The sequence below is a fragment of the Leptothrix sp. (in: b-proteobacteria) genome (assembly GCF_965250675.1).
GTDB lineage: Bacteria > Pseudomonadota > Gammaproteobacteria > Burkholderiales > Burkholderiaceae_C > Sphaerotilus.
The window spans coordinates 24,182-48,603 of the sequence record NZ_CBDFPH010000003.1 but is presented as its reverse complement, the minus strand read 5'-3'; the positions used below and the strand labels follow the sequence as shown (position 1 = coordinate 48,603).

Below are 24,422 nucleotides of genomic sequence, written 5' to 3'. Positions count from 1 at the left end.
GGTTGAAAAAGCGGGTTGAAAAAAGGATTGGCGCTCGGCGGGTCTGTCGCACGAACCCGAAAGGCCGCTTGAAACGTCCGCGCGCGTCGAGGTCGGCTCGTCAGCCGGGCAACTTCGCCGCCAGCAGATCGATCTTCTCGATGGTCGGCGGCGCACTCAGCAAGGCGGCTGCGTTGGCCATCAGCGCGGCGGCGATCGGGCCGTCCAGGTGGGCCTGGCGACCAGCCTCATCGGCAAAGGCGTCGAACACGCCGAACGTCGACGGGCCGAATTTCAATGCGAACCACGCGGTGGTGCCCGACTCGGCGTTGGCGAGTGGCAGCGCCCCGGCCAGGAATTCGGCCACGGCGGTCTCCTGGCCAGGTTTGGCTTCGAGACGGACGAACAGGGCAAATTGGGTCATGGGGTGGTCCTTGGGCAGAACGGGTGAGTGCTTGAGCGAGGCCGTAGGTTAAGCCGTTCCGGCCGCATTCACGAGTGGCAGGAAAGCCAACATTGATATCATTTTTGCCATGCGACTCCACCTCCTTGTTCTCGACGGCGTTTTCGACCTCGGCCTTGCCGCCCTCACCGACACGCTGAGCACGGCCAACCAGCTGGCCGGCTCGCTGGGTCAGATGCCAGCACCCATCGAGGTCACCTTGGTCGGTGTGAGACGGCGCGTGCGCACCGCGCAAGGTCTGACGGTGCCGGTGGTGCCGGTGCAAGGCGTGCGGAACCCCGATGCTGTGCTCGTGCCCGCGCTTGGCGCCAACATGCCGGATACGCTCGCGGCGCGCCTGACCCGTGCGGACGTGGTCGACGCTGCCGTCGCGTTGAGGCGATGGTCCAGCGCCGGCGCGGTGGTCGGCGCGGCCTGCACCGGCACTTTCTTGCTGGCGGAAAGCGCGCTGCTCGACGGTCAACGCGCCACGACGTCCTGGTGGCTGGCGCCGATGTTTCGGCAGCGCTATCCGCGCGTGTCACTCGACGAATCCCGCATGCTGGTGAACTCGGCCGGCTTCACCACGGCCGGAGCCGCCTTGGCTCACCTCGATCTGGCCTTGGGCATCGTGCGCAGCTACAGCCCGACGCTGGCCGCGCTGGCGGCGCGCTACCTGCTGGTCGAGGCCCGTGGCTCACAAGCGGAGTTCGTGATCCCCGATCACCTCGCCCACGCCGACCCGGTGGTCGAGCGTTTCGAGGGCTGGGCCCGACAGCAGCTCGCACACGGGTTCTCGCTGAGCCAGGCAGCCGTTGCCGTGGGCGCCAGCGAACGCACCTTGGCGCGGCGCCTGCAAAGCGTGCTGGGCAAGACACCCCTGTCGTACTTCCAGGATCTGCGCGTCGAGCGTGCTGTACAACTACTGCGCACCAGCACCGAAAGCGTCGACCAGATTGCCGCGCAGATCGGCTACTCGGACGGCGTGACCCTGCGCGCTTTATTGCGACGCAAGCTAGGCCGCGGCGTGAGGGAGTTGCGCGCGGGGGCTTGATCGGCCTTGCGCGGGCAGCCGCGGGGAGCGTTGAACAGCCCGAAAGCTGTCATCCCCCAACGCCTGCAGATGGCAGGGAGTGCCAGTTCGAGCCGGTGCCGGGATGCAGCCTTTCAGTGCGTGTGGGCCGGCCTTGTGTCTGGCGGCCGATGGCGCCCTGGCGGCTCAGGAGAGCATCCTGCAACTCCCTCAACTCGATGGGAGACCATCATGGGAACCGCTGGTAACACCATTCATCGCGAGCCGTGGAACAAGGGCAAGATCGTCGGGCAGAAGGCCCCGTTCAAGCTCAAGGACATCTGGGCGCTCCGCGTCCGCTTCCAAATGGAGCATCGGGTGCGCGAGCTCGCGCTGTTCAACCTGGGCATCGACAGCAAGCTGCGTGGGTGCGATCTGGTCGCCCTGAAGGTCCGAGATGTTTGTCATGGGGATCAGGTGGCGACGCGCGCCATCGTCCTGCAGCACAAGACACAGCGCCCGGTCCAATTCGAGATCACGCCGGCAGCCCGGGATGCCTTGCAAGCGTGGATCAAGCAGGCAGGCCTGAAGTCGGATGACTTCCTTTTCCCCAGCCGGCTCCACGACTCACCTCACCTCGGTACCCGCCAGTACGCCCGGATCCTCGGGCACTGGGTCGATGAGCTAGGCCTGGATCGCGCCGACTACGGGACGCATTCGATGCGCAGGACGAAGGCGACGCTGATCTACCGGCGCACCAAGAACTTGCGCGCCGTACAGCTGCTGCTGGGCCATTCCAAGCTGGAGTCGACCGTCCGATACCTCGGCATCGAGGTCGATGACGCACTCGAGATCTCTGAGCAAACAGAGATCTGATCCAGCAGTCCGCTGGCCACCGGGCAAGGCGGGGGTGGCCAGCTGCGAACGGCTGCTGTCTGGTGCTGCCGGACTCACACTCCCGGCCACAAGCAGCCGTTGGGTGGTGCGTCCGGAAGCGGACGTCGATTACCCAGACCAGCTCATTGCATCAAAGCTTCGATCAATGGGCAGGTGGGCGGAGCGGGCGTCGGCGCCTAGCTGAAGGGTAATCGCGTGTCGCCGAGGGCTGAACCTTCGACATGCGAAGCGGGGCCGGGACGTTAGCGGGCAGCCCCAGCAGTCGCATCTGCCTGGGCGATGAACGCCAGCAACGCGGGCGTCGACTGCTTCTCACGATGCACAACCAGATGACATTGCCGAAGCTGCCGCGGCAATGTCGTGGAGACGCGGCACAGACGTCCAGCCTCCAGCGCATCGTTCACTACCCAGGCGGACAGGCAAGCCACCCCCAACCCTTCCTGAGCGGCACGCTGGATGGCCTCCGAACTGCCTAGCTCGATGCTGCGCCGGTAAGAACGCAGGTGGGGCAGCAAGCTCTGGTCGGTGGCCTCGCGCGTGCCAGAGCCCGTTTCGCGAACCAGCCAGACCGCCTCACGCAGCGTGCGCAGGGGAATGCGATCGCCCGCCCGGCTTGACTGGGCCAGCGCACTGTCGGGCGCAGCCACGACCACCATCTCGTCTTGCAGCCAGGGGGTGATCACCAGCTCCGGCTGGTGGCTGGGCCCCTCGATCAGCCCCACGTCGAGTTCGAAAGCGGTCACGGCATCGCAGATGGCGGCGGTGTTCCCGATAACGACCTTCGACCGCCAGGCGGCGGCGCTGCCGGGCTGCTGTGCCCCCATGAAGCCAGCGAGCAGCTTGGGCAACACGTAGTTGCCAATCGTCGTGCTGGCGCCGATGCGCAGCGACTGCGCCTGCGCGCTGCCGTCGCGCGACATCTGCTCGATGCCTGCGGCGCCGTCGAGCAAAGCCAAAGCCCGCGGCAACAGCGCGCGGCCGTTGTCGTTCAACAGCAGGCGTTTGCCGGCGCGGTCGAACAGGCGCAGCGACAGCAGGCGTTCCAGCTCGTTGACGGCCGAACTGGTGGCCGATTGCGACAGCGCTATCTCAGCGCTGGCCGCCGTGGTGCTGCCGCTGCGCGCCACGGCGACAAAAATCTGCAGCTGACGCAGGGTGAGTCGAAGCACGTCCACGGTGATTGCCTTTGTTATCGATTTCGCAGGTACATCTTAGTCATACAACCCGTTGGACGGGTTGATTGCCAAGCTCTAAATTTGCCTGGCCGCTCGATCACGGGGCGGCGGCCCGCCGCGCCACCACCGGCATCTGGAGCCCGACATGCTGACCCTTGAACGAACAACCCCACGCCCCGCAGCACCCGGCCCGCTGGCCCCACAGGCGCTGCATGCCCTTCAATGGGTTGCTGCCCGGCGGCCAGTGGCGGGCTTCATGGGGCCGACCCGCGACGTGGCCCATGCCGTCTCGACCACCTTGGCCGCCGACAGCAGCATCGACCCGCAGGTGCTGCGCTGGATGCCGGTCGCAGTGCCGATGGCGGCCGTGCTGCTGTGCGCCGGCATCGCCTTGATCTGGGTGCTGGCGTGATGCACGCGCTGTCGACCTCACAAGCCAGCCCTGGCCCGTCAGCCGGCCACCGGGCAGCGCGGTTGCGCTTGCAGTTGGCAGCCCTGCTGCCCGGCCTGGCCTTGAGCGGCGCCCTGGCCGCGACCGGCATCGCGCTGGGCCACATCGGCTGGCTGCAGGACCACGGCTTCAGTGCGCTGACGCTGGCCATCGTGTTGGGCATGCTGGTGGGCAACACGGTCTATCCGCTGGTGCCGCGCCTGGCCGCGGCCAGCGGTGCCGGCGTCAACGTGTCCAAGCAGAACCTGCTGCGCCTGGGGGTCGTGCTGTACGGCCTGCGGCTGACGGTGCAGGACATCGGCCACGTCGGCATCGCCGGCGTCGCCATCGACGCGCTGGTGCTGGGCTCGACCTTCGCGCTGGCCTGCTTCATCGGCACGCGCTGGTTGGGCCTGGACCGCAAGACGGCGATGCTGATCGGCGCCGGCAGTTCCATCTGCGGCGCCGCCGCGGTGATGGCTGCCGAACCGGTGGTCAAGGCGCGCGCCGAGCAGGTAACGGTGGCGGTGGCCACGGTGGTGGTGTTCGGCACTCTGGCGATCTTTCTGTACCCGGCGCTGTTCGAGCTGAACCAGCACTGGGCGCTGATTCCGGGTGGCGCCAACGGCTTCGGCATCTACGCCGGCTCGACCATCCACGAGGTAGCCCAGGTGGTGGCCGCGGCGCGTTCGGTGGGCCCGGACGCGGCCAACTCGGCCGTCATCGCGAAGATGGTGCGGGTGATGATGCTGGCGCCGTTCCTGGTGATGTTGTCGGCCTGGCTGGCACGTGACGACAAACGCCACGCCCACACTTCCGCCGCCACGGGCCAGGCCCCAGGCAAGCTCGCCGTGCCCTGGTTCGCCTTCGGCTTCGTCGCGGTGGTGTTGTTCAACTCGCTGCAGTGGCTGCCGGCCTCGGTGGTGGCGGTGACCACCGAGATCGACACCGCGCTGCTGGCCATGGCCATGGCCGCACTCGGCCTGTCCACGCACATCGGCGCCATCCGCAAGGCCGGTGCCAAGCCGCTGTTGCTGGCGCTGATCCTGTTCGGCTGGCTCATCGTCGGCGGTGCCTTGATCAACCGCTGGGTACCGGCCCTGCTCGGCTGAAGCCTCGAATTCACGGCCCGACGGAATAAACCACGGGCTCTCCTCGTCCACCACAGCAAGCCTTTCCCTCTTTTCTCAACACTCTCCGAAAGACATCCCATGAATACCTTCTTCCGCACCACCGCGCTGGCCTGGTGCAGCACCTTCGTCCTCGTCGCCGCCAGCGTGCCCGCCAACGCCGCCAACGGCGCCGAAGCCACCCCGGCCCGCGTCACCTTCGACGGCCAGATCCGCAACAACTCGCTGGCGCTGAGCCCCGACGAGGCCACCGCCGTGGTGTCTTACAGCGAGCGCCCGGACGTCATCGTCTACGACCTGGCCACCGGTGCCGTGCGCGGTGTGCTGCGCGGCTACGTCACGCCGCGCAACATCGTGTTCGCGCCCGACGGCAAGAGCTTCTATGTCTCCGACAGCAGCCTGGGCACGGTGACGCGCCTGGACACCACCACGCTCAAGCCGCTGGCCACCGCGTCGACGCTGGCGGCCGGCCCCGGCGCCTTCGGCACCGCGCTCAGCAAGGACGGCAGCGCGCTGTATGTCAACAACCAGGCCAGCAGCACGGTGACGCGACTGGACACCGCCAGCGGGCAGGCCAAGGCGGTGATCACCGGCTTTGCGCAGCCGCGCCAGGGCGTGCGCCTGAGCCCGGACGGCGCGAAGCTCTACGTCACCAACTTCCTGGGCGACAAGGTGACCATCGTCGACACGCAGACCGACAAGATCGAGGGCGAGATCACCGGCTTCAACAAGATCCGCGCCATCTCCGTCACCGCCGACGGCAAGACCCTGTTTGCGGCCAACAGCGGCAGCAACGACATCGCGGTGGTGGACATCGCCGCGCGCCGCGTCACCGGCACCGTGCCGGTGGGCCGCGACCCCTACGGCGCCGCGCTCACGCCCGACGGCCGCTTCGTCTACTCGGGCAACTTGGCCGACAACACGGTGTCGGTGATCGACGTGGCCACGTTGAAGGTGGTCGCCACCATCGCCGGCTTCAAGCAGCCGCGCCAGGCCATCGTGTTCACGCGCGACGGCAAGACGGCCTACGTGCTGAACGAGGACCTGAGCATCTCCAAGGTCGAGCGTGCCGGGCAGCGAATCGTCGCCACGGTGGCCGCTGCGCAGGCGGTGGCGGCGTACTGAAAACCGGGAACTGTCAGAGAACCGGCGCACCGCACGACCGAGCCGGGGGCTTGCCGCTTCCGGTTCGCCCCGTTGTCGCCCCGCCCGCACAAAGGATCGAATGAAAACTCTGGCCAACCCCTGCCGGCGCCGCTTGGCGGCACTTTGTCTGGCCATGTGCACGCTGCCCGCCGCGTTCGCAGCTCAGGCCCAGACGGCCGCCCCGCCGGCGCTGGAACTCGTGGTGCTGGGCTCGGGCGGCCCGGGTGCCACCGGCCGCGCGGGCTCGGCCTTCGTGGTGTTGGTGGATGGCGTGGCGCGTGTTTTCGTCGACGCCGGCCCGGGATCTTTCGTGCGCCTGGGTGAAGCCAAGCTGGCGCTGGGTCGGGCCGACATCGTGCTGCTGACGCACCTTCATGTGGACCATGCCGGTGGACTGCCAGGCCTCTTCAAGGCCCGTGCGGTGTCCAACCGCGGGCCGGTCGATTTCAAGATCTTCGGGCCGGCAGGGCGGCGTGCGCTCGATGCCGACGATGCCGACTTCCCGGCCACCAGCCGCTTCATCGACCTCTTGTTCGGCAAGCAGGGCGCCTTCGGCTACCTGAAGGACTTCTCGGCGCCGCTGCGCTTTCAAGTGAACGACATCGACGCACCCGCCACGGCGTCAGCCCTGCCCGAAGTGCGCACGGTGTTCGATGAGGGCGGCCTGCGCATCAGCTCCGTGGCCGGCCACCACCGCGACGCACCGGCGGTGGTCTACCGCATCGACCACGCCGGCAAGAGCATCACCTTCAGCGGCGACATCGACGCCAGCGGGCTGGCGGGTCTGCGGCGAATCGCCCAAGGCACCAGCCTGCTGGTCTTCAACAGCGTGGTGCTCGACCCACCCGGCTCGCCCGACGTGCTGTACACCTTGCACACGCCACCCAAGGCCATCGGCGAAGTGGCCGATGCGGTGCGCGCCGGCCAGCTGCTGCTGAGCCACCTGTCACCTGCGCTCGACGCGCAGCGTGATGCCGTCAAGGCGTCGATTGCCGCGCACTACGCCGGCGGGGTGGTGTTTGCGCAAGACGGTCAGCGGCTGGCGCCCTGAGGCGCGCAGCCGCCGGCGATAGTGCCGGTACCGGCCCCCAGTTCGACGCCCGTGCCCACCGACCCCACGAAGGTGATCACGCGAGCCATGCCGTCGGGCCGCAGGAACACGGCGGCGTCGAACTTCATGCGCTGGCCGACCGATGGGCTGCCGCTCACGAAACCTTCGGTGCCGACACCGCGGTCCAGGCCCCGCAAGTAGAAGGCGCCCTCCGTGGTGCCGAGGGCGTCGGCAAAGGTGCCCGAGAAGCTGAAGGTGTCGCTGGCCGGGTCGTAGCCGGCGAACGCGCTCGCCACATCCACGTCGCCGTTCTGCGGACCGATGTACGTGGGCAGTAGGTTGCCAATGGGGTCGGTGATGCCTTGCGCCAGCGCACCGGTCGCGGCGGTGAACAAGCTGGCCAGCAGCAGGAAGGTCAGGGTTCGCTTCATCGGAGCAATTGGTGGAGCGTGTCGGGCGGGTCAACTGCCGATGGCGTGACAGAAAAAGTTTTTGCGTGGGCCGGAATAGACCGCCTGCCGGCGCCGTCTGCCCTTGTGTCGGGACCTCATGGACCCTTCATCCACCACCGACCACCCTCACTTCACATCAAGCCTTCAACGGAGCCCTCCATGTTCAAGACATTCGCCTTTGCCGCCACCGCCCTGACGCTTGCCGCTGGCAGCGCCTTCGCCGCCCCTTCCGACGACGCCCGCACGCACTTCCAGGCCATCGCTTCGGGCGACACCCAGATCGTGATGCGCGCCTACGCCGACCAGGCCCAGCTGAACTGGGTCGGCGGCCCGCTGGACGGCACCTACGCCACCACCGACGCCATCCGCGGCACCTGGGAAAAGTTCGGCAAGGCCGTCGGCCCGCTGAAGCTCACCATCGGCTCCATCGAAGAATCGGCCAACCCCAAGGGCTCGACGGTCTCCGCCAACGTCGTCTTCGAAGGCAAGATGCCCATCAAGGTGCGCTACGTGCTGACCTACCGCGAAGGCAAGATCGTCAGCGAAACGTGGCAGATCGACCCCAAGTTGAACGTCGCCCTGGCAGCCACGGCCGAAACCGCCGGCAAGACCGCGACCTACTGATCCACCAGCGCCGCGCCGAAGGCGGCCTTGTTCATGCCAGTGCACGCTGGCACGGCGCTGCCTGCAGGCGCATGCCGGCTCGGTTCACACGGCGTATCGACAACGGAATACCCGCAAGCGCCCGTGCGTCTACCCGTTTGCAGTGGTCGAGCCACTGCTCACCCATCCCCCCAGGAGTTCCCCATGCGACACCCGCTTTCCAAATTTTCGGCCGTGCTGATGCATGCTGCCCTCGCGGCCGCGGCAGGCCTTGCTTCACTGCCCGGCCACGCTGCAGACGGCGCTGAATCCCTGACGTATCCGAACATCATCAAGATACGGGACGGCATGGGCGCACGCGGCGACCTCGCACCGATCGCACGCATCGTCTCGCCGCTGGCGGATTCGCAGATCGTGCCGGGCGAAGGCCGCATTGGCGCAGGCAGCGTGAATGGCACCGGCTTCGTGTTGAACATCGAGGTCGTCACGCGCGACGCGACACCGATCGCCGCGAAAGAATCGCTCAACAGCAGAAACACCGCGCTGCTCGGCCAGGTCAACCCGAACATTCCGGGCCTCTATGTCTTCCTCGACACCGACCTCGTCAAGCCCGACGGTGGCGTGATCCCGAAGAACACCAACCTGGCGAACCTCTTCAACATCCTGGGCACCGACGACACGCCGGGCGCGGGCGTGACGCTGTGGCTGGGCTGGCACGTGCTTGAATCGCTGCCGCTCGACACGAACCGCTTCAACATCACCACCGCCGTGGTCGACACCGCCGGTCGGATCGGATTCGACCGGGTCTCGATGGCGGTGCTGCGCGGCGGTATCACATCGGGGCAGGCACTGACGCCCCTTCCGATCGATGTGTTCGATGACGGCATCGACGACGCGGACGGACCGGAGGTGACGATGATTGCGCCCCGCGTGCCGTCGCGTGTGTCACCTGGGCCGCAAACCGGCAATCCGACGCCGCCTGCGAATGCATCGCTGTTCTTCATTCAAGTGGCGGCGCTGGACCGCTCGCGTCACGGCATCGGCGTCAGCGAAAACGGCCAAGGCACGGCGGCCCGCTCGGTGTTGGGAACCATCCTGGATGGCAGCCAGATCCAGAACCCGATCACGCATCCCAGCAACGGCACGAACCGCAATTTCCCGGGTCTGAACGTGACCTTCGACGTGCCCTTGCGTCAGCCCAACGGCAACGTGGTGCCGGCGGGCTCGAACCTGGCGCCGATCTTCAACGTTGCCGGCAGCGAGCTGGACGCTGACGGCTATGTCGTGACGACGGCCGATTGGGTGGTGGGGGGATCGCTCCTGATGCCTGCGGGCAAGCGTTCGGTCACGATCACCGCCCGGGTCACCGACAACGCCAACCGCACCCGCAGCGTCAGCCACGTCGTGGGCATCAGCCCGGTCGAGAACGGCCAAAACCTGACGCCCGCACCCTGAGAACGAGGCCGCGCGGCTCCGACCATGGAGCCGCGCTGGACGCACAGGGCAGCGGCAGCCTGCCACCCTGCACAACCAACACCCCATCTTTTTTCACGCCTGCGGAATAAAAGGCCTGAGCGTGCCGTCTGCCCCGATGTGAGCAACATCTCACCCACGCTGCCCGATCCGCCACCACCTCCACGGAGCTTCCCATGTTCAAAACCCTCGCCATCGCCGCATCTGCGGCAACTTTTTTGGTCACTGCCGGCTGTGCCAACATGGTCGAGCCGCCTGCCAAGGCGCCCGCCATGTTGTCTGGCGGCGCGCTCGTCACACCCGCTGGCATGACCCTCTACACCTTCGACCAGGACGTGGCGAACAGCGGCAAGAGCGCCTGCAACGGCGGCTGCGCCGCGCTCTGGCCGCCGATGATGGCCACCGCCACCGACCGGACCACGGGTGCCTACAGCATCGTCACTCGCGACGATGGGTCACGCCAGTGGGCCTACAAGGGCAAGCCGGTGTACACCTACAAGGCCGACCAGAAGGCCGGCGACCGCAGCGGCGACAACTTCAAACAGGTCTGGCACATCATCAAGGAATGACGCCTGTACACCCGCCTGCACACCCAGCTTCGCGCGGGCTCACCCCATCTTCAACATCTTGATGAACGACGACCATCAACTGCTGAGCTGGGTGCCGCGCCTGCGCCGCTATTCCCGGGCGCTGGTGAACAACCGTGACGACGCCGACGACCTGGTGCAGGACACGCTGGAGCGGGCCTGGGCCAAGTCGGGCCTGTGGGGCGGCGTGGCGGACATGCGCGCCTGGCTCTTCAGCATCATGCACAACCTGCACGTCGATGGCGTGCGCCGGCCCAGGCTGCACACCGTGACCATGGACGATGACACCCCCGAGGTGCCGGTGATGCCGACGCAAGGCGACAGGTTGGCGGTGCTGGACCTGCAGGCCGCGCTGGACCTGCTGCCCGTCGAGCAGAAGGAAGTGCTGCTGCTGGTGGCGCTGGAAGACATGGCCTATGCCGACGTGGCGCAGGCCCTGGGCATTCCCATCGGCACGGTGATGTCGCGCTTGTCGCGCGGCCGTGAGCGCCTGCGCGGCCTGATGGAAGGTCGTGCCGAACCCGTGCGGCTGAAGGTCGTCAAATGAATGCATTGCGAAGCACCCTATGAGTACCGATCGCCCATCGCCGCCCACCCTCCCGCCCACCCCCCCGGTCACCGAGGCCGAGCTGCATGCGTTTGTCGATGGCCGTCTGCCCGCAGAGCGTGAGGCCGAGATCGCCGCCTACCTGGCCGCGCGCCCCGACGATGCGCAGCGCGTCGAGGCCTACCGTGCGCAGAAGCGCGAGCTGCACGCCCTGTTCGACCCCGTGCTGGACGAGCAGCCGCCGCAACGCCTGCTGAAGTCGGCGCGCCCGCGCGCCGTATCGCCGACGCCTTGGTACCTGCAGCGCTTGGCCGCCGGGCTGGCTATCGCCGTCATCAGCGGCGCCACGGGCTGGGGGCTGCGCGGCGTCGGACCTGGAACAGCCGGTGACGATGCAGCCCGCATGGCGGCTGTGCAACCGGCCCCAGGTGGTTTGACTTTGGTGTCTGCGGGTGGCTTCGCGCAGCGTGCCGCCGTCGCGCACGCGGTCTACAGCCCCGATGTGCGCCGGCCCGTGGAAGTGGACGCCGCGCACGAAGACCAGCTCGTGGCCTGGCTGTCCAAGCGCATGGGCGCGCCGATGAAACCGCCGCACCTGCAGGCGCAGGGCTACACGCTGGAAGGCGGGCGCCTGCTGCCAGGTGGCCAGGGGCCGGTGGCTCAGTTCATGTACCGCAACGAGCAGGGCAGCAAGCTGACGCTGTACGTGTCCAATGACGTCGCTGACGTGGGCAGCGCCGCGGGCTCGGGCGGGGCCGCGAAACCGGATGCGAAACCGGGTGCGAAGAACGCTGACACCGCCTTCCGCTTCGCGCAGGAAGGCGCCGTCAACGTGTTCTATTGGGTCGACGGGCCCTTCGGCTATGCGCTGTCGTCCGACGCCGACCGCAGCGTGCTGGCGCGGGTGTCGGCCGAGGTCTACCAACAGCTGGGCGCACCGCGCTGAAGGCCACGGCAAGTCCCGCAGCGCAGGCGGTTTGCACCGCCATGGAATGAATTGGCCTGAAGCGCGCTCTTTGCTGCGAGCGCCTGACGCACCGACACAGCCCTTCGTTGGGTGCAAGGTCGCGCGTCACAGGCCCCAGTCCACCTTTGCACTGAACAAAGAAAGCACCCATGACCACCCAACGTCGCGACATCCTCAAATACTCGCTGGCCGCCGCAGCCGCCAGCGCGCTGCCCGCAGCGCAAGCCCAGGCGCCGTCCAGCGCCGCCGCCGCCACCGGCATCGACCCGCGCGACCGCGTCTTCATCACCAACGAAGACTCCAACACGCTGGTCGTGATCGACCCCAGGACCAACACCGTCGAGAGCACCATCAACCTGACCAGCTTCGACGAAGACCCGCGGCCGCCCTTCCGCTATGTCACCGCCGGCGTGGCGCCGACGCACGCGGCGATGATCCACAAGCCGCTGTACCACGGCTGCATCGACGCCCACGGCGCGGTGCCGTCGCCCGACGGCCGGCTGCTGGCCACCAGCGGGCGCGGCTCGAGCAACATCTACCTCGTCGACGCCGAGCAGCGCCGCGTCATCGGCAACACGCCCAACCCGGCCGCTGGCATGACGACCAACCCCGAACGCCTGAGCAGCGGGCTGCTGCTGGGCCGCGAACCGCACGAGCCCACCTTCACGCGCAACGGCAAGGAGCTTTGGGTGACGCTGCGCGGGGAAGACCGCATCGCCATCGTCAACGTCGAACTCGCCCTGCGTCAGTTGAAGGGCACCGACAACACAGGTTCGACGGCCATCCGCCAGTTCCTGCCGACGATCAACGGCCCGGCCCAGGTATGGTTCAACCGCGAAGGCACGCTGGCCTTCGTGGCCAGCCAGAAGGTGTCGCAGGTCGACGTGTTCCGTGTCAACCCGGGCGCCGATGGCCACAGCCAGCCGCAGCGCGTGACGACACTGGACATCAGTGCGCAGGACAAGCCCGGCTTCACGCCCTTCATGAAGACCACGCCCGACGGCGCCGAGGTGTGGTTCTCGCACAAGCTGGCCGATGCGCTGTCTTCTCGCTCGACGCGGGGCGGTTTCGACCTCATTGACAGCGTGCCGCTGGGCATGGGCGCGCGGCCCAACCACGTCGAGTTCGTCAGCAACGCGCGCGGCAGCGTGGTCTATGCCAGCCTGGCGCGCATCGACGACGGGGGCCCCGGCGGCGTCGCCTCCAGCCCCATCGCCATCATCGACCGCAGCGCAGCCAGCGGCCAGCGCAAGGTGGTCGGCACCTTCTTCAGCCACGGCCGCGAATCGCACGGGCTGTGGACCAACCCCGAGAACACGCTGCTCTACGTGGCGCACGAGCAGGACGAACTGCCCGGCACGCCCAACGCCGGCCAGACGGTGTGCAGCGCCTTCGACGTCAGCGACCCGCTGAAGCCGGTCTTCATCGCGCAGATTCCGCTGGGCAACCTGACCCTGCCTTCCGGAGCGCTGCGCAACAAGAAGAGCATCAACCTGGTCTACGTGCGCGTGGGTGCCAAGGGGCAGACTGCATGAAGGGCATGAAGGGCATGAGGGGCGGACACGCCCAACATGGAGTCAGTGCCTTCGAGCGCGAGATGGACGCTTCGATGGCCCGCATGATGCAAGACATGCACGGCCCGGGCTTCGTGGGCCAGGCCGACATCGACTTCCTGGCGATGATGATTCCGCACCACGCCGGCGCCGTCGACATGGCGCGGCTGGTGCTGCAGCACGGCCGCGACCCGGCCACGCGGCAACTGGCGGAGGAGATCATCGCCGGCCAGACCATCGAGATCGAGAGCATGACGCGGCGGCTGGCGGCCTTGCAGCAGCGCTCTAGCGCGGGTTCGGCAGCCGAATTTCCATCGCTGGGTGGCACGCGCGGGCCGTGATGCCCAGCCTGAGGGTAAGCACTGACGATGGCGATGGAATGAACCGCAGCGCTGTCCGCTCTTGATCACCATGCTGTTCCAGTCTGCCGAGTCCCGCTACAACCAATGGGTGCGGGACCATTACCGCTTCCTGCTGCGCAGCGCCTGGGCGCTGACGGGCTCGCGTGACATCGCCGAAGACGTGGTGCAGGACTGTTTTGCCAACGCCTGGAAGCACCGCGAGCAGTTGCGCGATGCGGCCTTGGCGCGGGCCTGGCTGTTCCAGATCATGCGGCGCGCCGCCTTCCGCCAGGCCGCGCCGGGCATGCAGTCGCTGGACGACGACGAGCAGCCCGAGCAGGCCGCCCCCGACGCCGGGCTGGACGACAAGCTGGACGTGGTCAAGGCGCTCGCGCGGCTGGCGCCCATCCACCGCGAGGTGCTGGTGCTGTTCTATTTCGACGACATGCCCACCGCGCAGATGGCCGAGGCGCTGGAGATTGCGCCCGGCACCGTGCTGTCGCGCCTGGCTCGCGCGCGCGACGCGCTGAAGCAGGTGATGGGCGTGCCAGTGCGGGCACCCGGCGGCGCCCAGGTCACGCCCTTGCGGAAGACCCCGTCATGAAGCGCGAACTCCGGCCGCCCGAGTTGCCCGACAGCGCGTTCGACTTGCGCACGCGCGCCGAACTGGCGCTGGCCTTCGAGCCCATCGACGCCCCGCCGCACTTGTACCGCAAGGCGCAGCCGCTAATGGCGCGGCGCAGCTTCCAGCGCGCCGTGCTGGGCCTGCTGCTGGCAGGCAGCGGCACCGGCGCCGTGCTGGCCATGCGCCCGCCAGAACTCGTGCGCGGCGCCATCGAACACGAATACTTCGAGCGCACGCTGCGCGGCACCTTCATGGCCAGCGCGCCCTTGCTGCAGCACCTGGGGCTGGCCGGCCAACAGGTTGTGCCCGGCTTCCCGCAGCTGATGCGGCCTTGCGACATCGACGGCCACCTCGTCTACCACCTCACCACCTTCTTCGAGAAGGGCGGCATGGTCACCGTGTTCGCCTTCGACAAGGCGGTGGCGCTGACGGAGGGCAGCGGCTGGTGGGGCAACGTGCACTGGAAAGTCATCACCTCGCGCGACGGCAAGCCGCTGGTGCTGGTGGCGCAGAAGAAGCAGGCCCTGGCCGTGGCGCAAAGCCAGTTCGGTCCAGCCACCGACATGTCCCCACCGAATTCCACACCGACCCCCAAGGAGACCCGATGAACAAGACCTTGAACTCGCTGCCGCGGCGCCAGATGCTGGCCGGCAGCGCCAGCGCCCTGGCCGCGGCCGGCCTGGCCACTTTCACGCGCGGTGCCGCCGCGGCTGGCGAAACCCCAGTGGCCAGCGCCACGCCCAAGCCGCTGCCCGCCTACGTGAACTGGAAAGACCCGGCCAGCGTCATCGTGCACAGCAGCACCACCATCGAGACCAAGCGCGCGGCCTTCGGCAGTGGCGTCATCACGCCGGCCGAGCAGCTCTACATCCGCAACAACCTGCCGGCGCCCGACGCCTCCATCGTGGCCGACCGCGACGCGTGGGAAGTGGCCATCGAAGGCGTGAAGGCCCCGCGCAAGCTGACGCTGCGCGAGCTGAAGACGATGGGCGTGGAGACCACCGCGATGGTGCTGCAGTGCTCGGGCAATGGTCGCGGCTACTTCCCCAGCAAGCCCAGTGGCACACCCTGGCAGGTGGGCGCGGCGGGTTGCGTGATGTGGACCGGCGTTCCGGTGCGCGTGGTGGCCGAAGCGCTGGGCGGCGTCGTGCCGGGCGCCGGTTACCTGACCGGCACCGGCGGCGAGAAGCTGCCCGAAGGCCTGGACCCGCTGAGCATCATCGTCGAGCGCTCGGTGCCGGCCGCCGCGATGGCTGACGCGCTGCTGGCCTGGGAGATGAACGGCGTGCCGATCTCGCTGGCCCACGGCGGCCCGCTGCGCCTAATCGTGCCCGGCTACACCGGCGTGAACAACATCAAGTACATCAAGCGCTTGGCCTTCACGGCCAAGGAGACGGACGCGAAGATCATGTCGCACGGGTACCGCATCTCGCCGCCGGGCGGCAAAGGCGACCCGAGCCAGCCGTCGGTGCAAGAGATGACGGTCAAGTCGTGGATCAACTCGCCCGCGCCCGACGCAGCTGGCGTGAGGGCCGGCCTGGTGCAAGTGCAGGGCGTGGCCTTCGGCGGGATGAACGGCATCAAGCGCGTCGAGGTGTCGCTGGACGGCGGCAAGACCTGGAGCGACGCGCGGCTCACCGGGCCCGACCTCGGCCGCTATGCCTGGCGCCAGTTCGTGCTGCCGGCCAGGCTGCCGGCCGGCAGCCACACGCTGGCCAGCCGCGCCACCGACACGGCAGGCAACGTGCAACCCGAGCAGCGCATGGAAAACGCCGGCGGCTACAACAACACGAGCTGGGCCGACCACGCCGTGAAAGTGACGGTGGCCTGATCATGCGCAGCACCATCCAGCAGCGCTTCATGTTGCATGCAATGAGGGTCGCGTCGGTGCTCGTCGCCGGCCTGGCGCTGCCCGTTCTACCCGCGCTGGCGGCCGACGACAGCGCGCAACTCGCGCTAGGGAAGAAGCTGTTCCTGCAAGGCGTCGTCCCGTCGTGCGCCGTTTGCCACACCTTGCAGGCCGCGGGCGCCGAGGGCGCCGTCGGCCCGGTGCTGGACGAGTTGAAGCCCGACGCTGCGCGCGTGGCGAAGGCGCTGCGCAACGGGCTGGGCCAGATGCCCTCGTACAAGGACAAGCTCACCGAAGCAGAGATTGCGGCGCTGGCGCTCTACGTGTCGAAGGCCAGCGGGGGTGCCAAGTGAAACTTCAGGTGGGTGGAATCTGTGGTGCATCCCCACCGATAAAGGCTCGTCCGCGCGGGCCGCAAGACGCTGACTGGCACCGAAACGCAGGGCATCTTCATCGGTCGCCGCCGTCGGCAGCGACTGCTTCTCAACTCCTCGACAGACTGGATTGGGTCGGCAGCACCAGTTCACAGGCGGCGGGAGCTGACGTTCAGCCTTTGCGCGGTGGTCGACTCGTAGTCCGTCGTGATCAATTCAGCGTGAACTTGCTTGCGGCTCAATGAACCCGCAACACCTCAAACTGATGTCGGATTGGAGCGACGTGTATCGACACCTCATCACCCTCGCGCTTACCCAACATAGCCCTGCCCAAAGGGGCTTCGCAGCTGATGACCTGAACGAACTGAGCGCCGCTGACCAACTTCATGCTTCCCCCATCCGGGCCTAGAAAGAGCAGCTGCTGCTTGTCGTCGGAATCGACCAGGCAGACCAGCGCGCCGAGCTGTATCCCTTTGGTGGCGTCGTAGGAGCTCGGGCGGAATCGGCGCCAATTGGCCAGCGCTTGTCGGATGGCTTCGGCGCGACGAGCTTGGCCGGTGGCCAAGTAGGCGGCTTCGAGTCCCAAGGTGTCGTATTTGTTTTCGGCAATGTTTTCTTCGTGAGTCGCCGCTTCATGGGCCACCCGCACTGCCTGTTCGGCTTGCAGCAGGTCTTCGGCGAGCCGTTCCAGCACCTGCTGCCGAAGGACGAATTTATCCATGATGAAAGGTAGGCATCTCGATCAAGCGAGGGTGAGGTCTTCATTGTGAACGGCTCTACCAACCTTCGACGCGTTTGTTGGCCACAGGTCAACTTCAGCCATGGGTCGGGCTCCGCCAGTCGTCAGGGGCAGTCGACATCATGCGCGGCCCGAAGCGTCGGCCGTGCTACACGAGTGACCGGTCAGGGAGGTGCAGCGGTCATCCGCCTGGTTGACGATCGTGCAACCGGTTTCGGCTCGGGATGCCGTTCGCCTGCTAAACCTGAGCGTCTGCTACCAGTCTGAGGCAGTCAGTCAGGTAGACAAGTCGACCGGCAACCATTAACCGCTGTCAGAGCACCTCGTTCAATCTGGGTCAGCCTCTTCACCCAGCGCCGAACCCGGCTCGCCACCCATTCGCACCACGCCGAGCTTGAGCCCCAGCATGCCGAAGATGCGGTTCATGGTCTGGACGCTGCCGTCGCTGCGCTCTTGCTCGATGTCCTGCATGGTCCGGTAGCCGATGCCTGAGAGCTTGGCCATCTCCGCCGTGGTCAGCCGCATGGTCTTCTTGAGGTGGCGCACCGCCTGCGCCAGTGACCATTGCGGATGCGCGAGCACATCGTCGATGGCCTGCCTGCGCAACTCCAGTTGCTCGGGAATCGAGAGGGTGTTGAAGCGTTTGTCCATGCGTGTCAGGCCAGCGCGGCCAGTTGCCGTGCCTGGGCCAGGATGCCGAGACGCAGGTGGTTGAGAACCTCGGCCTCCAGGCCCATGGCTTGGGCATCCTTGGCGATGTGCTCCAGCGCGGGCACCATGGCCTTCAGGCCCTCGACCAGCGGCGCACGTTGCAGGGCCATGCCTTTCTGGCGGCGGGCTTTCTGAACCTGCGAGCCGATCTCGCAGACGCGGTCCAGCACGCGGCCCCAGTCCGGTCGACCGGCGTCGTTGCCTTCCCAGCGGATGCGCCGCGCGATGCCGTCCGGGTGGAGGTACATCGGTGCGAAGTCGTACAGCGGGGTGAGCGCGATGCGGCCATCGAAGTCGCGCTGGACCGCCGTATTGCGGGCGTGGTTGTCCTTGTTGCCCAGGGCGAGGTTGGCGACATCGCGCTTGAGGTATTCAAGCACTTCATCCTGCGGATTCGTGCAGTGCTGCATCAGCGCCAGGCAGACCTGGTCATGGCTGGGCACGGCGTCGAAGCCCGGCATGCCCGTCAGCGTGGCGATGCTTTCCTGCGCCAGGCGCGTCACCGCCCTGCCCTGCACCTGGCGGTCAAAGCGAGGGATGAACAGCGCGCGTTGGCGCAGTACCAGCGGGGCGTGCACCCGCAAGCCCAGCAGAGCGGCCATCGCCATGTACGGCGCTTCGTGCCGGAGGATGCCGGCCAGTTGTGGGTCGGCGCCGCGGCCAAACTTGACGATGTAGTGCTGGAGCGCCTGCTCCTCCGGAAGCGTGTGGTCCAGATAGAGCAGGCCATCTTCAGCGCGCGTCAGCAGCACCTTGGGCCATTCGCCCTGCACGCCTGAAGAGCCGGCGACAAAGAGACCGTGCGAGGCCAGGTACTCGGCGAACTCATCGCCGCGCTGGGCCACTTCTTCATCGGTGAAGCCGCGTTGAGGCCCGGCGTTGGCGCTGAGCCATTGCGCGGCCTCCTTGACGCGCAGATGCCCGATGGGATTGCCGGCGCCGGCCAGCAGGAGTTTCCAGTCGGCACCGACGCCTGCCGTGGGCGACTGGCCGATACGGCGCAGCAGTTCCTGTCGACCAAAGCCCTGCGGCAGCATGTCGATGAGGAACACCGGCCAATGCGGCACCTGCAAAGGTTCCAGACCGACGGGCCATCGGGCGCACAGGGCGTGCGCGTCCTTCGCGCCAGGGTGCTGGAACGCCCACTCGACGGCGTAGCCCGAGTAGGAGCGAGCTTTCCAGCCCTCGCCTTCCGCGCCGTGCAAGCTCACGCTGGCGACGTCGTGCCAATGGCCGTGCGAGTGGAGTTGAAGCGTGCAGGCCGAGGTCATTTGCACGAAATTCTAGCGATAACATCTAATCTGTCGATTATTTATTGCATAGTTTTTCGTGTAATTGAAGTATTGCACCCAGCGGGGAAACTTCATCTCGTCCAGAGATGCCTGCAGGATGTAGCTGACCTGGAATACTTCGCCAGCCAATCACACCGCCCCGAACGGCACCACGCTCGACCCTGCGACCTTCCGCTCCTGCAGGCGCTGCCCCAGCGCATCAAAAGCCCGCAGCTGTTCCGCCTCGCGCCGGTCTTGGATGTAGGTCCGCCGCGCACGGCTTTCGATCACGTGATTCAGGCATTCGTCAATCACGTCGCCACTGAAGCCGAGCGCAGCCATCACGGTGGCTGCAGTGCGCCTGAGGTCGTGTGCCGTCCACTTGCCGCCCGGAAGTAGCAGCGAGGTGGTGGCCTTGGCACGTCCACTCATGCGTTGCTCGGGGTCACGCTGGCGGTCGGCCAGCTGCTTGCCGAACGACTTTACGCACACGGGTCTGCCGTTGTCAGTGGCGGGAAACAGCCAAGGCGAAAGCTCGCCAAGTTTCGCCATCGGATCGATCAGCACCTCTCGATGCTGCAACAGCAGCCTGATCTGTTCCAGGGCGAAATCCGACAAGTGGATCGTATGGCTGCGCTTGTTCTTGGTCGTGGGCAGGTGCCAAGTCCGCGCCTGGGTGTCAACAATGCCCAGCTTGACGGCCTCGGCATCAGCCACAGCCTGCAGAGCCTTCAGCCGCTTGGTTCGTACCTTGGGCTCGGTCGGTAGATCGCTGGCCCAAACGGCGCCCATGAGCTCGCCGATGCGCACACCGGTCGCCAGAATCAGCCAGATGGCCGACTCGCTCCGGGGGTGCATCCGCGCCTGTCCAATCGCTTGTGGCAACAGTCCGATCTCCTCCTCACTCAAGGCACGGTCGCGCATCACAGGTGTTCCGACTACGCGCGATTTCTTGACCGTGGCAAGTGGGTCAATACCGATCAGTTCCCGGTCGAGTGCAAATGCCAGCATCTGCTTCAAATCGCCAAGTAGTTGCTGCGCCGTACGCATCTGCCCCTTCGCTTTTTGCGCGTCGATCACGGCCAAGATATCTGCCTTGCGCACATCCTCCAGGGCCATCTCGCCGATCAATGGAAACACGTGCCGGGTGAACTGTTCAAAAACGAATTGCCCGCCGTCCTTGCGCCCATCGCGCTTGCCATCACCACGAATCACCGGCTGTAGATCGGTGGCCCGCCAGCGGTCGAACACCTGTCGCACCGTCAGACGTCGAGCCTGGGCAAGTGCTGCCGCTTGGGCGGCCACCTCACGCTGGTGCTGTTCGTCGGCAACGCGCTGACGCTCCAGAGCTTCGGCCTGCAGACGGTCAATTTCGACCTGAGCAAAGTGCTCACGCAGGTCTTTCACCCCGGAACGATACAGCCCGGCGAACTCCCGCGCCTTGTCTCGGGCCTGCTGGACCGTGTAAGTCGCAGATCCGTCGCCACGTGGCTCGTAGGCGCCAATCAAAAATCGCACACGCTCACCACCGCTGGCCGTGTAACGGTAGTAGAAGGACCGGGCTCCGGCTGGAGTGATGCGCCCGACAAGCCTGCCCTCGCCTCTTGCTCCGTCCTCAATCAGCCACTGGTCCTTGGCGGACGGCTTCGCCTGCATGGCCTTGTCTGTGATGGCTGTCATAGCTGGTGCCCGTTCGGTGCCCGTTTCTCGTTGGCTTTCAGTGTATCGACTAGGACGCTCTGGGATCAATTATCTCCATAAGTCATTGATTTCAAATGATTTACGTTTATTCTTGAGACTTTATCGGATGATAAGGAATTGGTTTTTTATTGAATGGGGTGCAAGGGGTAGTGAGTTCGAATCCCACCGTCCCGACCATATAAATCAACGGGTTAGCTCTCAACAGGGCTGACCCGTTTGGCTTTGTGGGCCTCGACGTCATTCTGGTGACTACAGCGCGCTGGCCAGCGCCGATTAGCCTCGGATGTTGTTCGAGCGTTGAGGCATCAGTAAGCCGTTCGATTGGCGGTGGCCACCACTCTCGGCGCCATCATGGCCACTCGTCACCCCCCGAGTCCCGCACTCGCCAGCCCCAGCGTGCCGTGCCAGCAGCGCCGGTTCAGCTCGTCGAGCGTCTGCGTCAGCCCGTCTTGGTGAGTGCGGAAAGATTCTGTGGGGTCATGCGGGCATCGCCTCCGAGCGTGTTGTTTTGATGGGGTCCAGCGGGGCCACACGACGCCGCAACCGTCTCTGCCCCCAGGTGTCCTACCTTCACATAGATGAGCGCACCAGCCTCGGTAGTCCACGGGGCGTGCCGGCTCCAGCGTGGGCTGCGCAGCCAGGTGCCAGCGGGATATTGGCCGTGCTCGTCGCAGAACAGGCCTGCCAGTACCAGGATTTCTTCACCGCCGGGGTGGCTGTGAGGGCTGAACTGCGTGTGCGGGGCCCAGCGCACCAGCGCCGTGTTGACGCCATCGAAGCTGTGCAGCGGCAGGACGGACAGGCCTGGCACCAGCCCGGGCCGCCATGCGGCGGTTCGGGTATCGAGGCAGACCTGCTCGACATCGGCCGGGTTGAACTGCCAGAGCTTGACGAACAAGGTGCAGCCTTCGCGCGAGAACGGCGCGTGGGCGCTGCCGGGCGGGTTGCGGACGTAGGTGCCAGCGGGGTAGTCGCCGCGCTCATCGGAGAAGGTGCCTTCGAGCACCAGAAACTCCTCGCCGCCGCCGTGGACATGGCGGTCGAACGCTGCGCCGGGGGCGTAGCGCACGATGCTGGTCGCACGCGCCACCTCACCCCCCACGCGGTCAAGCAGGTGGCGCGCGACGCCGGGCAGCGGCGAGGCCTGCCATGTGCTGTCGTCAGGTGCGCTGACCACGACGCGCTGGTCGAAATCTGCGCGCAGATGGAAATTGGACACGTTGATCAATTCAGAACTCCAAGTGCAGCATCAGCTTTACTGAATACCAAATTCAGTGAAAACCCTTGTTTTGATGATTTTCAGCCCATTTTCAGGGTAAATCTGAATGTATTGAATACACTGGGTATTCATCAAGCATCGATCCATGCCTTCCTCACCCAAAACGCCCGTCACTGCAACGCAAGAAGAAACCGGCTCGCAAGCTGTCAAGGCGCAGCTGAAGTTGCGGGAGATGATTCTGGCGGGTGAGCTGGTGGCCGGCGCACGCATTGCCGAGCTGTCGCTGGTCGAGAAGCTGGGCGCCTCGCGCACCCCCATTCGCGCTGCGCTGATGCGGCTGGAGCAGGAAGGCCTGCTCGACGCGCTGCCCAACGGCGGCTACGCGGTGCGCACTTTCTCGGAGGGCGATGTGTCGGATGCCATCGAGTTGCGCGGCACGCTCGAAGGGCTGGCCGTGCGGCTGGCCGCCGAGCGTGGCGTGGCGCCCGTGGTGCTGAGCGAAGCGCGCGACTGTCTGAGCCGGATCGATGCGTTGCTGCGCGACCAGGCGCTCAATGACGAGGCGTTTTCAAGCTACGTGGTACTGAACCACCGCTTCCACGCACTGCTGGGCGAGTTGTCCGGCAGCCCGGTGGTGACCCGTGAACTGGAGCGCGTCGGCAGCCTGCCGTTTGCATCGCCTTCGGGCTTCGTGGTGGTGCAGGCCGACACGCCGCAGGCGCGCGACATGTTGATCGTTGCGCAAGATCAGCACTGGCAGGTGCTGGACGCGATCGAGCGGCGCGAAGGCGGCCGGGCCGAGGCGATCATGCGCGAACACTCGCGCCTGGCGCAGCGCAACCTGCGCGCAGCGGTGCGCGCGCCCGGTCTGGACGCGATGCCGGGCGTGCGGCTGATCCGCCGACGCGGTTGATCCAGTCCACTCGAATTTTTCATTTTCATCAGGAGACCACCATGCAGAAACGTCACTTTGTTCGCGTCCTGGCCTTGACCGCCCTGGCTGCTGCAGCCAGTTCCGCCATGGCACAGGAGAAGTTCAAGATCGGCATGATCCTGCCCATGACCGGGCCGTTCGCGTCCACGGGCAAGCAGATCGAAGCGGCGGCGCGGCTCTACATCGCGCAGAACGGCGACACCATTGCCGGCAAGAAGGTCGAGCTAATCATCAAGGACGACACCAGCGCGCCGGATGCCACCAAGCGCATTGCGCAGGAAATGGTCGTCAACGACAAGGTCAACGTGCTGGCCGGCTTTGGCCTGACGCCGCTGGCGCTGGCCACCGCGCCAGTCGCCACCCAGTCCAAGACCCCGATGGTGGTGATGGCGGCGGCCACGTCGAGCATCACCGAGGCCTCGCCCTACATCATCCGCACCAGCTTCACGCTGCCGCAGGCGGCGGTCGGCATTGCCGAGTGGGCGCCCAAGAACGGCATCAAGAGGGTGGTGTCGCTGGTGGCGGACTACGGCCCCGGCATCGACGCCGAGCGCTTCTTCAAGGACCGCTTCACGCTCAACGGCGGCCAGGTGATGGACACCCTGCGCGTGCCGCTGCGCAACCCGGATTTCGCGCCCTTCCTGCAGAAGGTGCGGGACGCCAAGCCCGACGCGCTGTTCGTCTTTGTGCCCTCGGGCGCGGCGCCGGCGCTGATGAAGCAGTTTGCCGAGCGCGGCATGGACAAGGCCGGCATCAAGCTGATCGGCACGGGCGACATCACCGACGACGACACGCTCAACGCCATGGGCGATGTGGCAGTGGGCGTGGTGACGTCGCACCACTACTCGGCCTCGCACAACTCGCCGGCCAACAAGAAGTTCGTCGACGCGTTCCAGAAGGCCAACAACAACCTGCGCCCCAACTTCATGGCCGTGGGTGGCTACGACGGCATGCGCGTGATTTATGAGGCCGCCAAGGCCACCAAGGCCGGCAGTGGCGAGGCGCTGCTCAACGCCATGAAAGGCCAGATCTTCGAGAGCCCGCGCGGCCCCGTCTTCATCGACGCACAGACGCGCGACGTGGTGCACAACATCTACATCCGCAAGGTCGAGTCGGTGGGCGGGCAGCTCTACAACCAGGAGTTCGTCACGATCAAGGACGTGAAGGACCCGGGCAAGGCCAAGTAAGCGCCGAACCCGCGCGAATCAGAGCAA

General features: G+C 66.5%; 27 protein-coding genes. 19 read left to right on the top strand and 8 right to left on the bottom strand.

Annotated features, from left to right (window positions below):
• Positions 1-100: 100 nt before the first annotated feature.
• Positions 101-403 carry a putative quinol monooxygenase gene (locus AC5IG3_RS05665; protein WP_491905321.1) on the bottom strand — a complete coding sequence of 101 codons (303 nt, stop codon included), beginning with the start codon at positions 401-403 and terminating at the stop codon, positions 101-103.
• A gap of 109 nt (positions 404-512) precedes the next feature.
• On the opposite strand from AC5IG3_RS05665, the gene AC5IG3_RS05660 reads away from it, so the two are divergent.
• Together AC5IG3_RS05660 and AC5IG3_RS05655 are read left to right on the top strand one after the other, a co-directional pair.
• Entirely contained in the window at positions 513-1,475 is a 963-nt protein-coding gene (locus tag AC5IG3_RS05660) for a GlxA family transcriptional regulator (protein WP_491905320.1), read from the top strand.
• A 210-nt stretch (positions 1,476-1,685) separates the two neighbouring features.
• Positions 1,686-2,309: a tyrosine-type recombinase/integrase gene (locus AC5IG3_RS05655; RefSeq protein WP_491905319.1), complete on the top strand. Its 624-nt coding sequence runs from the start codon at positions 1,686-1,688 to the stop codon at positions 2,307-2,309.
• 263 nt (positions 2,310-2,572) lie between these two features.
• Here the strand turns inward: AC5IG3_RS05655 and AC5IG3_RS05650 are convergent, their stop codons facing one another.
• Complete coding sequence (locus AC5IG3_RS05650) at positions 2,573-3,505, bottom strand: LysR family transcriptional regulator (RefSeq protein ID WP_130966406.1); 933 nt, start codon at positions 3,503-3,505, stop codon at positions 2,573-2,575.
• A gap of 145 nt (positions 3,506-3,650) precedes the next feature.
• Between AC5IG3_RS05650 and AC5IG3_RS05645 the strand changes: the two genes are divergently transcribed.
• The 4 genes from AC5IG3_RS05645 (at position 3,651) to AC5IG3_RS05630 (ending at position 7,262) form a co-directional block, all read left to right on the top strand.
• Positions 3,651-3,917 (top strand): hypothetical protein, encoded by a 267-nt coding sequence (locus AC5IG3_RS05645; RefSeq protein WP_031943569.1) that lies wholly within the window; start codon positions 3,651-3,653, stop codon positions 3,915-3,917.
• Complete coding sequence (locus AC5IG3_RS05640) at positions 3,917-5,047, top strand: YeiH family protein (RefSeq protein WP_230179413.1); 1,131 nt, start codon at positions 3,917-3,919, stop codon at positions 5,045-5,047. Before AC5IG3_RS05645 ends, AC5IG3_RS05640 begins: the two co-directional genes overlap by 1 nt.
• A 99-nt stretch (positions 5,048-5,146) precedes the next feature.
• Entirely contained in the window at positions 5,147-6,190 is a 1,044-nt protein-coding gene (locus tag AC5IG3_RS05635) for a beta-propeller fold lactonase family protein (protein WP_031943571.1), read from the top strand.
• 100 nt (positions 6,191-6,290) lie between these two features.
• Positions 6,291-7,262 carry an MBL fold metallo-hydrolase gene (locus AC5IG3_RS05630; protein ID WP_491905318.1) on the top strand — a complete coding sequence of 324 codons (972 nt, stop codon included), beginning with the start codon at positions 6,291-6,293 and terminating at the stop codon, positions 7,260-7,262.
• On the opposite strand, the gene AC5IG3_RS05625 is transcribed toward AC5IG3_RS05630, so the two are convergent.
• A complete protein-coding gene (locus tag AC5IG3_RS05625) occupies positions 7,244-7,693 on the bottom strand; it encodes a hypothetical protein (RefSeq protein ID WP_031943573.1) in 450 nt (149 codons plus the stop codon). The two genes, AC5IG3_RS05630 and AC5IG3_RS05625, sit on opposite strands and share 19 nt — an antisense overlap.
• Positions 7,694-7,873: 180 nt before the next feature.
• Between AC5IG3_RS05625 and AC5IG3_RS05620 the strand changes: the two genes are divergently transcribed.
• From AC5IG3_RS05620 to sorU, 11 genes are all read left to right on the top strand, one after another.
• The gene (locus AC5IG3_RS05620) at positions 7,874-8,338 is read left to right on the top strand and encodes a nuclear transport factor 2 family protein (protein ID WP_004306473.1); all 465 of its coding nucleotides are present in this window, start codon (positions 7,874-7,876) and stop codon (positions 8,336-8,338) included.
• A gap of 183 nt (positions 8,339-8,521) precedes the next feature.
• Positions 8,522-9,772: a hypothetical protein gene (locus AC5IG3_RS05615; RefSeq protein WP_448169858.1), complete on the top strand. Its 1,251-nt coding sequence runs from the start codon at positions 8,522-8,524 to the stop codon at positions 9,770-9,772.
• Between the two features lie 260 nt (positions 9,773-10,032).
• A complete protein-coding gene (locus AC5IG3_RS05610) occupies positions 10,033-10,359 on the top strand; it encodes a COG4315 family predicted lipoprotein (RefSeq protein ID WP_051495650.1) in 327 nt (108 codons plus the stop codon).
• A gap of 61 nt (positions 10,360-10,420) precedes the next feature.
• Positions 10,421-10,924: an RNA polymerase sigma factor gene (locus AC5IG3_RS05605; protein ID WP_031943581.1), complete on the top strand. Its 504-nt coding sequence runs from the start codon at positions 10,421-10,423 to the stop codon at positions 10,922-10,924.
• A 19-nt stretch (positions 10,925-10,943) separates the two neighbouring features.
• Positions 10,944-11,870, top strand: a complete 927-nt coding sequence (locus AC5IG3_RS05600) for an anti-sigma factor family protein (protein WP_056261458.1) — start codon at positions 10,944-10,946, stop codon at positions 11,868-11,870.
• 170 nt (positions 11,871-12,040) lie between these two features.
• Positions 12,041-13,426, top strand: coding sequence for a YncE family protein (locus AC5IG3_RS05595; protein WP_031943584.1), 1,386 nt, complete (start codon positions 12,041-12,043; stop codon positions 13,424-13,426).
• Positions 13,423-13,785, top strand: a complete 363-nt coding sequence (locus tag AC5IG3_RS05590) for a DUF305 domain-containing protein (RefSeq protein WP_004306461.1) — start codon at positions 13,423-13,425, stop codon at positions 13,783-13,785. The genes AC5IG3_RS05595 and AC5IG3_RS05590 overlap by 4 nt, the downstream gene beginning before the upstream one ends.
• Before the next feature lie 70 nt (positions 13,786-13,855).
• Complete coding sequence (locus AC5IG3_RS05585) at positions 13,856-14,389, top strand: RNA polymerase sigma factor (protein WP_165456618.1); 534 nt, start codon at positions 13,856-13,858, stop codon at positions 14,387-14,389.
• Complete coding sequence (locus tag AC5IG3_RS05580; protein WP_004306457.1) at positions 14,386-15,018, top strand: hypothetical protein; 633 nt, start codon at positions 14,386-14,388, stop codon at positions 15,016-15,018. The genes AC5IG3_RS05585 and AC5IG3_RS05580 overlap by 4 nt, the downstream gene beginning before the upstream one ends.
• Complete coding sequence (gene sorT, locus AC5IG3_RS05575) at positions 15,015-16,241, top strand: SorT family sulfite dehydrogenase catalytic subunit (RefSeq protein WP_130966400.1); 1,227 nt, start codon at positions 15,015-15,017, stop codon at positions 16,239-16,241. The genes AC5IG3_RS05580 and sorT overlap by 4 nt, the downstream gene beginning before the upstream one ends.
• 41 nt (positions 16,242-16,282) lie before the next feature.
• A complete protein-coding gene (sorU, locus tag AC5IG3_RS05570; RefSeq protein ID WP_371820138.1) occupies positions 16,283-16,612 on the top strand; it encodes a SorU family sulfite dehydrogenase c-type cytochrome subunit in 330 nt (109 codons plus the stop codon).
• 259 nt (positions 16,613-16,871) lie between these two features.
• Here the strand turns inward: sorU and AC5IG3_RS05565 are convergent, their stop codons facing one another.
• From AC5IG3_RS05565 to AC5IG3_RS05545, 5 genes are all read right to left on the bottom strand, one after another.
• The gene (locus tag AC5IG3_RS05565; protein WP_491905317.1) at positions 16,872-17,354 is read right to left on the bottom strand and encodes a GreA/GreB family elongation factor; all 483 of its coding nucleotides are present in this window, start codon (positions 17,352-17,354) and stop codon (positions 16,872-16,874) included.
• Positions 17,355-17,699: 345 nt separating this feature from the next.
• Complete coding sequence (locus tag AC5IG3_RS05560) at positions 17,700-18,023, bottom strand: helix-turn-helix domain-containing protein (protein ID WP_491905316.1); 324 nt, start codon at positions 18,021-18,023, stop codon at positions 17,700-17,702.
• Positions 18,024-18,028: 5 nt separating this feature from the next.
• On the bottom strand, positions 18,029-19,354 hold the full coding sequence (locus AC5IG3_RS05555; RefSeq protein ID WP_491905315.1) for a type II toxin-antitoxin system HipA family toxin: 1,326 nt from the start codon (positions 19,352-19,354) through the stop codon (positions 18,029-18,031).
• Positions 19,355-19,504: 150 nt separating this feature from the next.
• On the bottom strand, positions 19,505-21,034 hold the full coding sequence (locus AC5IG3_RS05550) for a tyrosine-type recombinase/integrase (RefSeq protein ID WP_491905314.1): 1,530 nt from the start codon (positions 21,032-21,034) through the stop codon (positions 19,505-19,507).
• 460 nt (positions 21,035-21,494) lie between these two features.
• Complete coding sequence (locus AC5IG3_RS05545; protein WP_491905313.1) at positions 21,495-22,274, bottom strand: cupin domain-containing protein; 780 nt, start codon at positions 22,272-22,274, stop codon at positions 21,495-21,497.
• Positions 22,275-22,419: 145 nt separating this feature from the next.
• Between AC5IG3_RS05545 and AC5IG3_RS05540 the strand changes: the two genes are divergently transcribed.
• Positions 22,420-23,187 (top strand): GntR family transcriptional regulator, encoded by a 768-nt coding sequence (locus AC5IG3_RS05540; RefSeq protein ID WP_491905312.1) that lies wholly within the window; start codon positions 22,420-22,422, stop codon positions 23,185-23,187.
• Positions 23,188-23,228: 41 nt separating this feature from the next.
• On the top strand, positions 23,229-24,395 hold the full coding sequence (locus tag AC5IG3_RS05535) for an ABC transporter substrate-binding protein (RefSeq protein WP_491905311.1): 1,167 nt from the start codon (positions 23,229-23,231) through the stop codon (positions 24,393-24,395).
• The last annotated feature ends 27 nt before the right edge of the window (positions 24,396-24,422 follow it).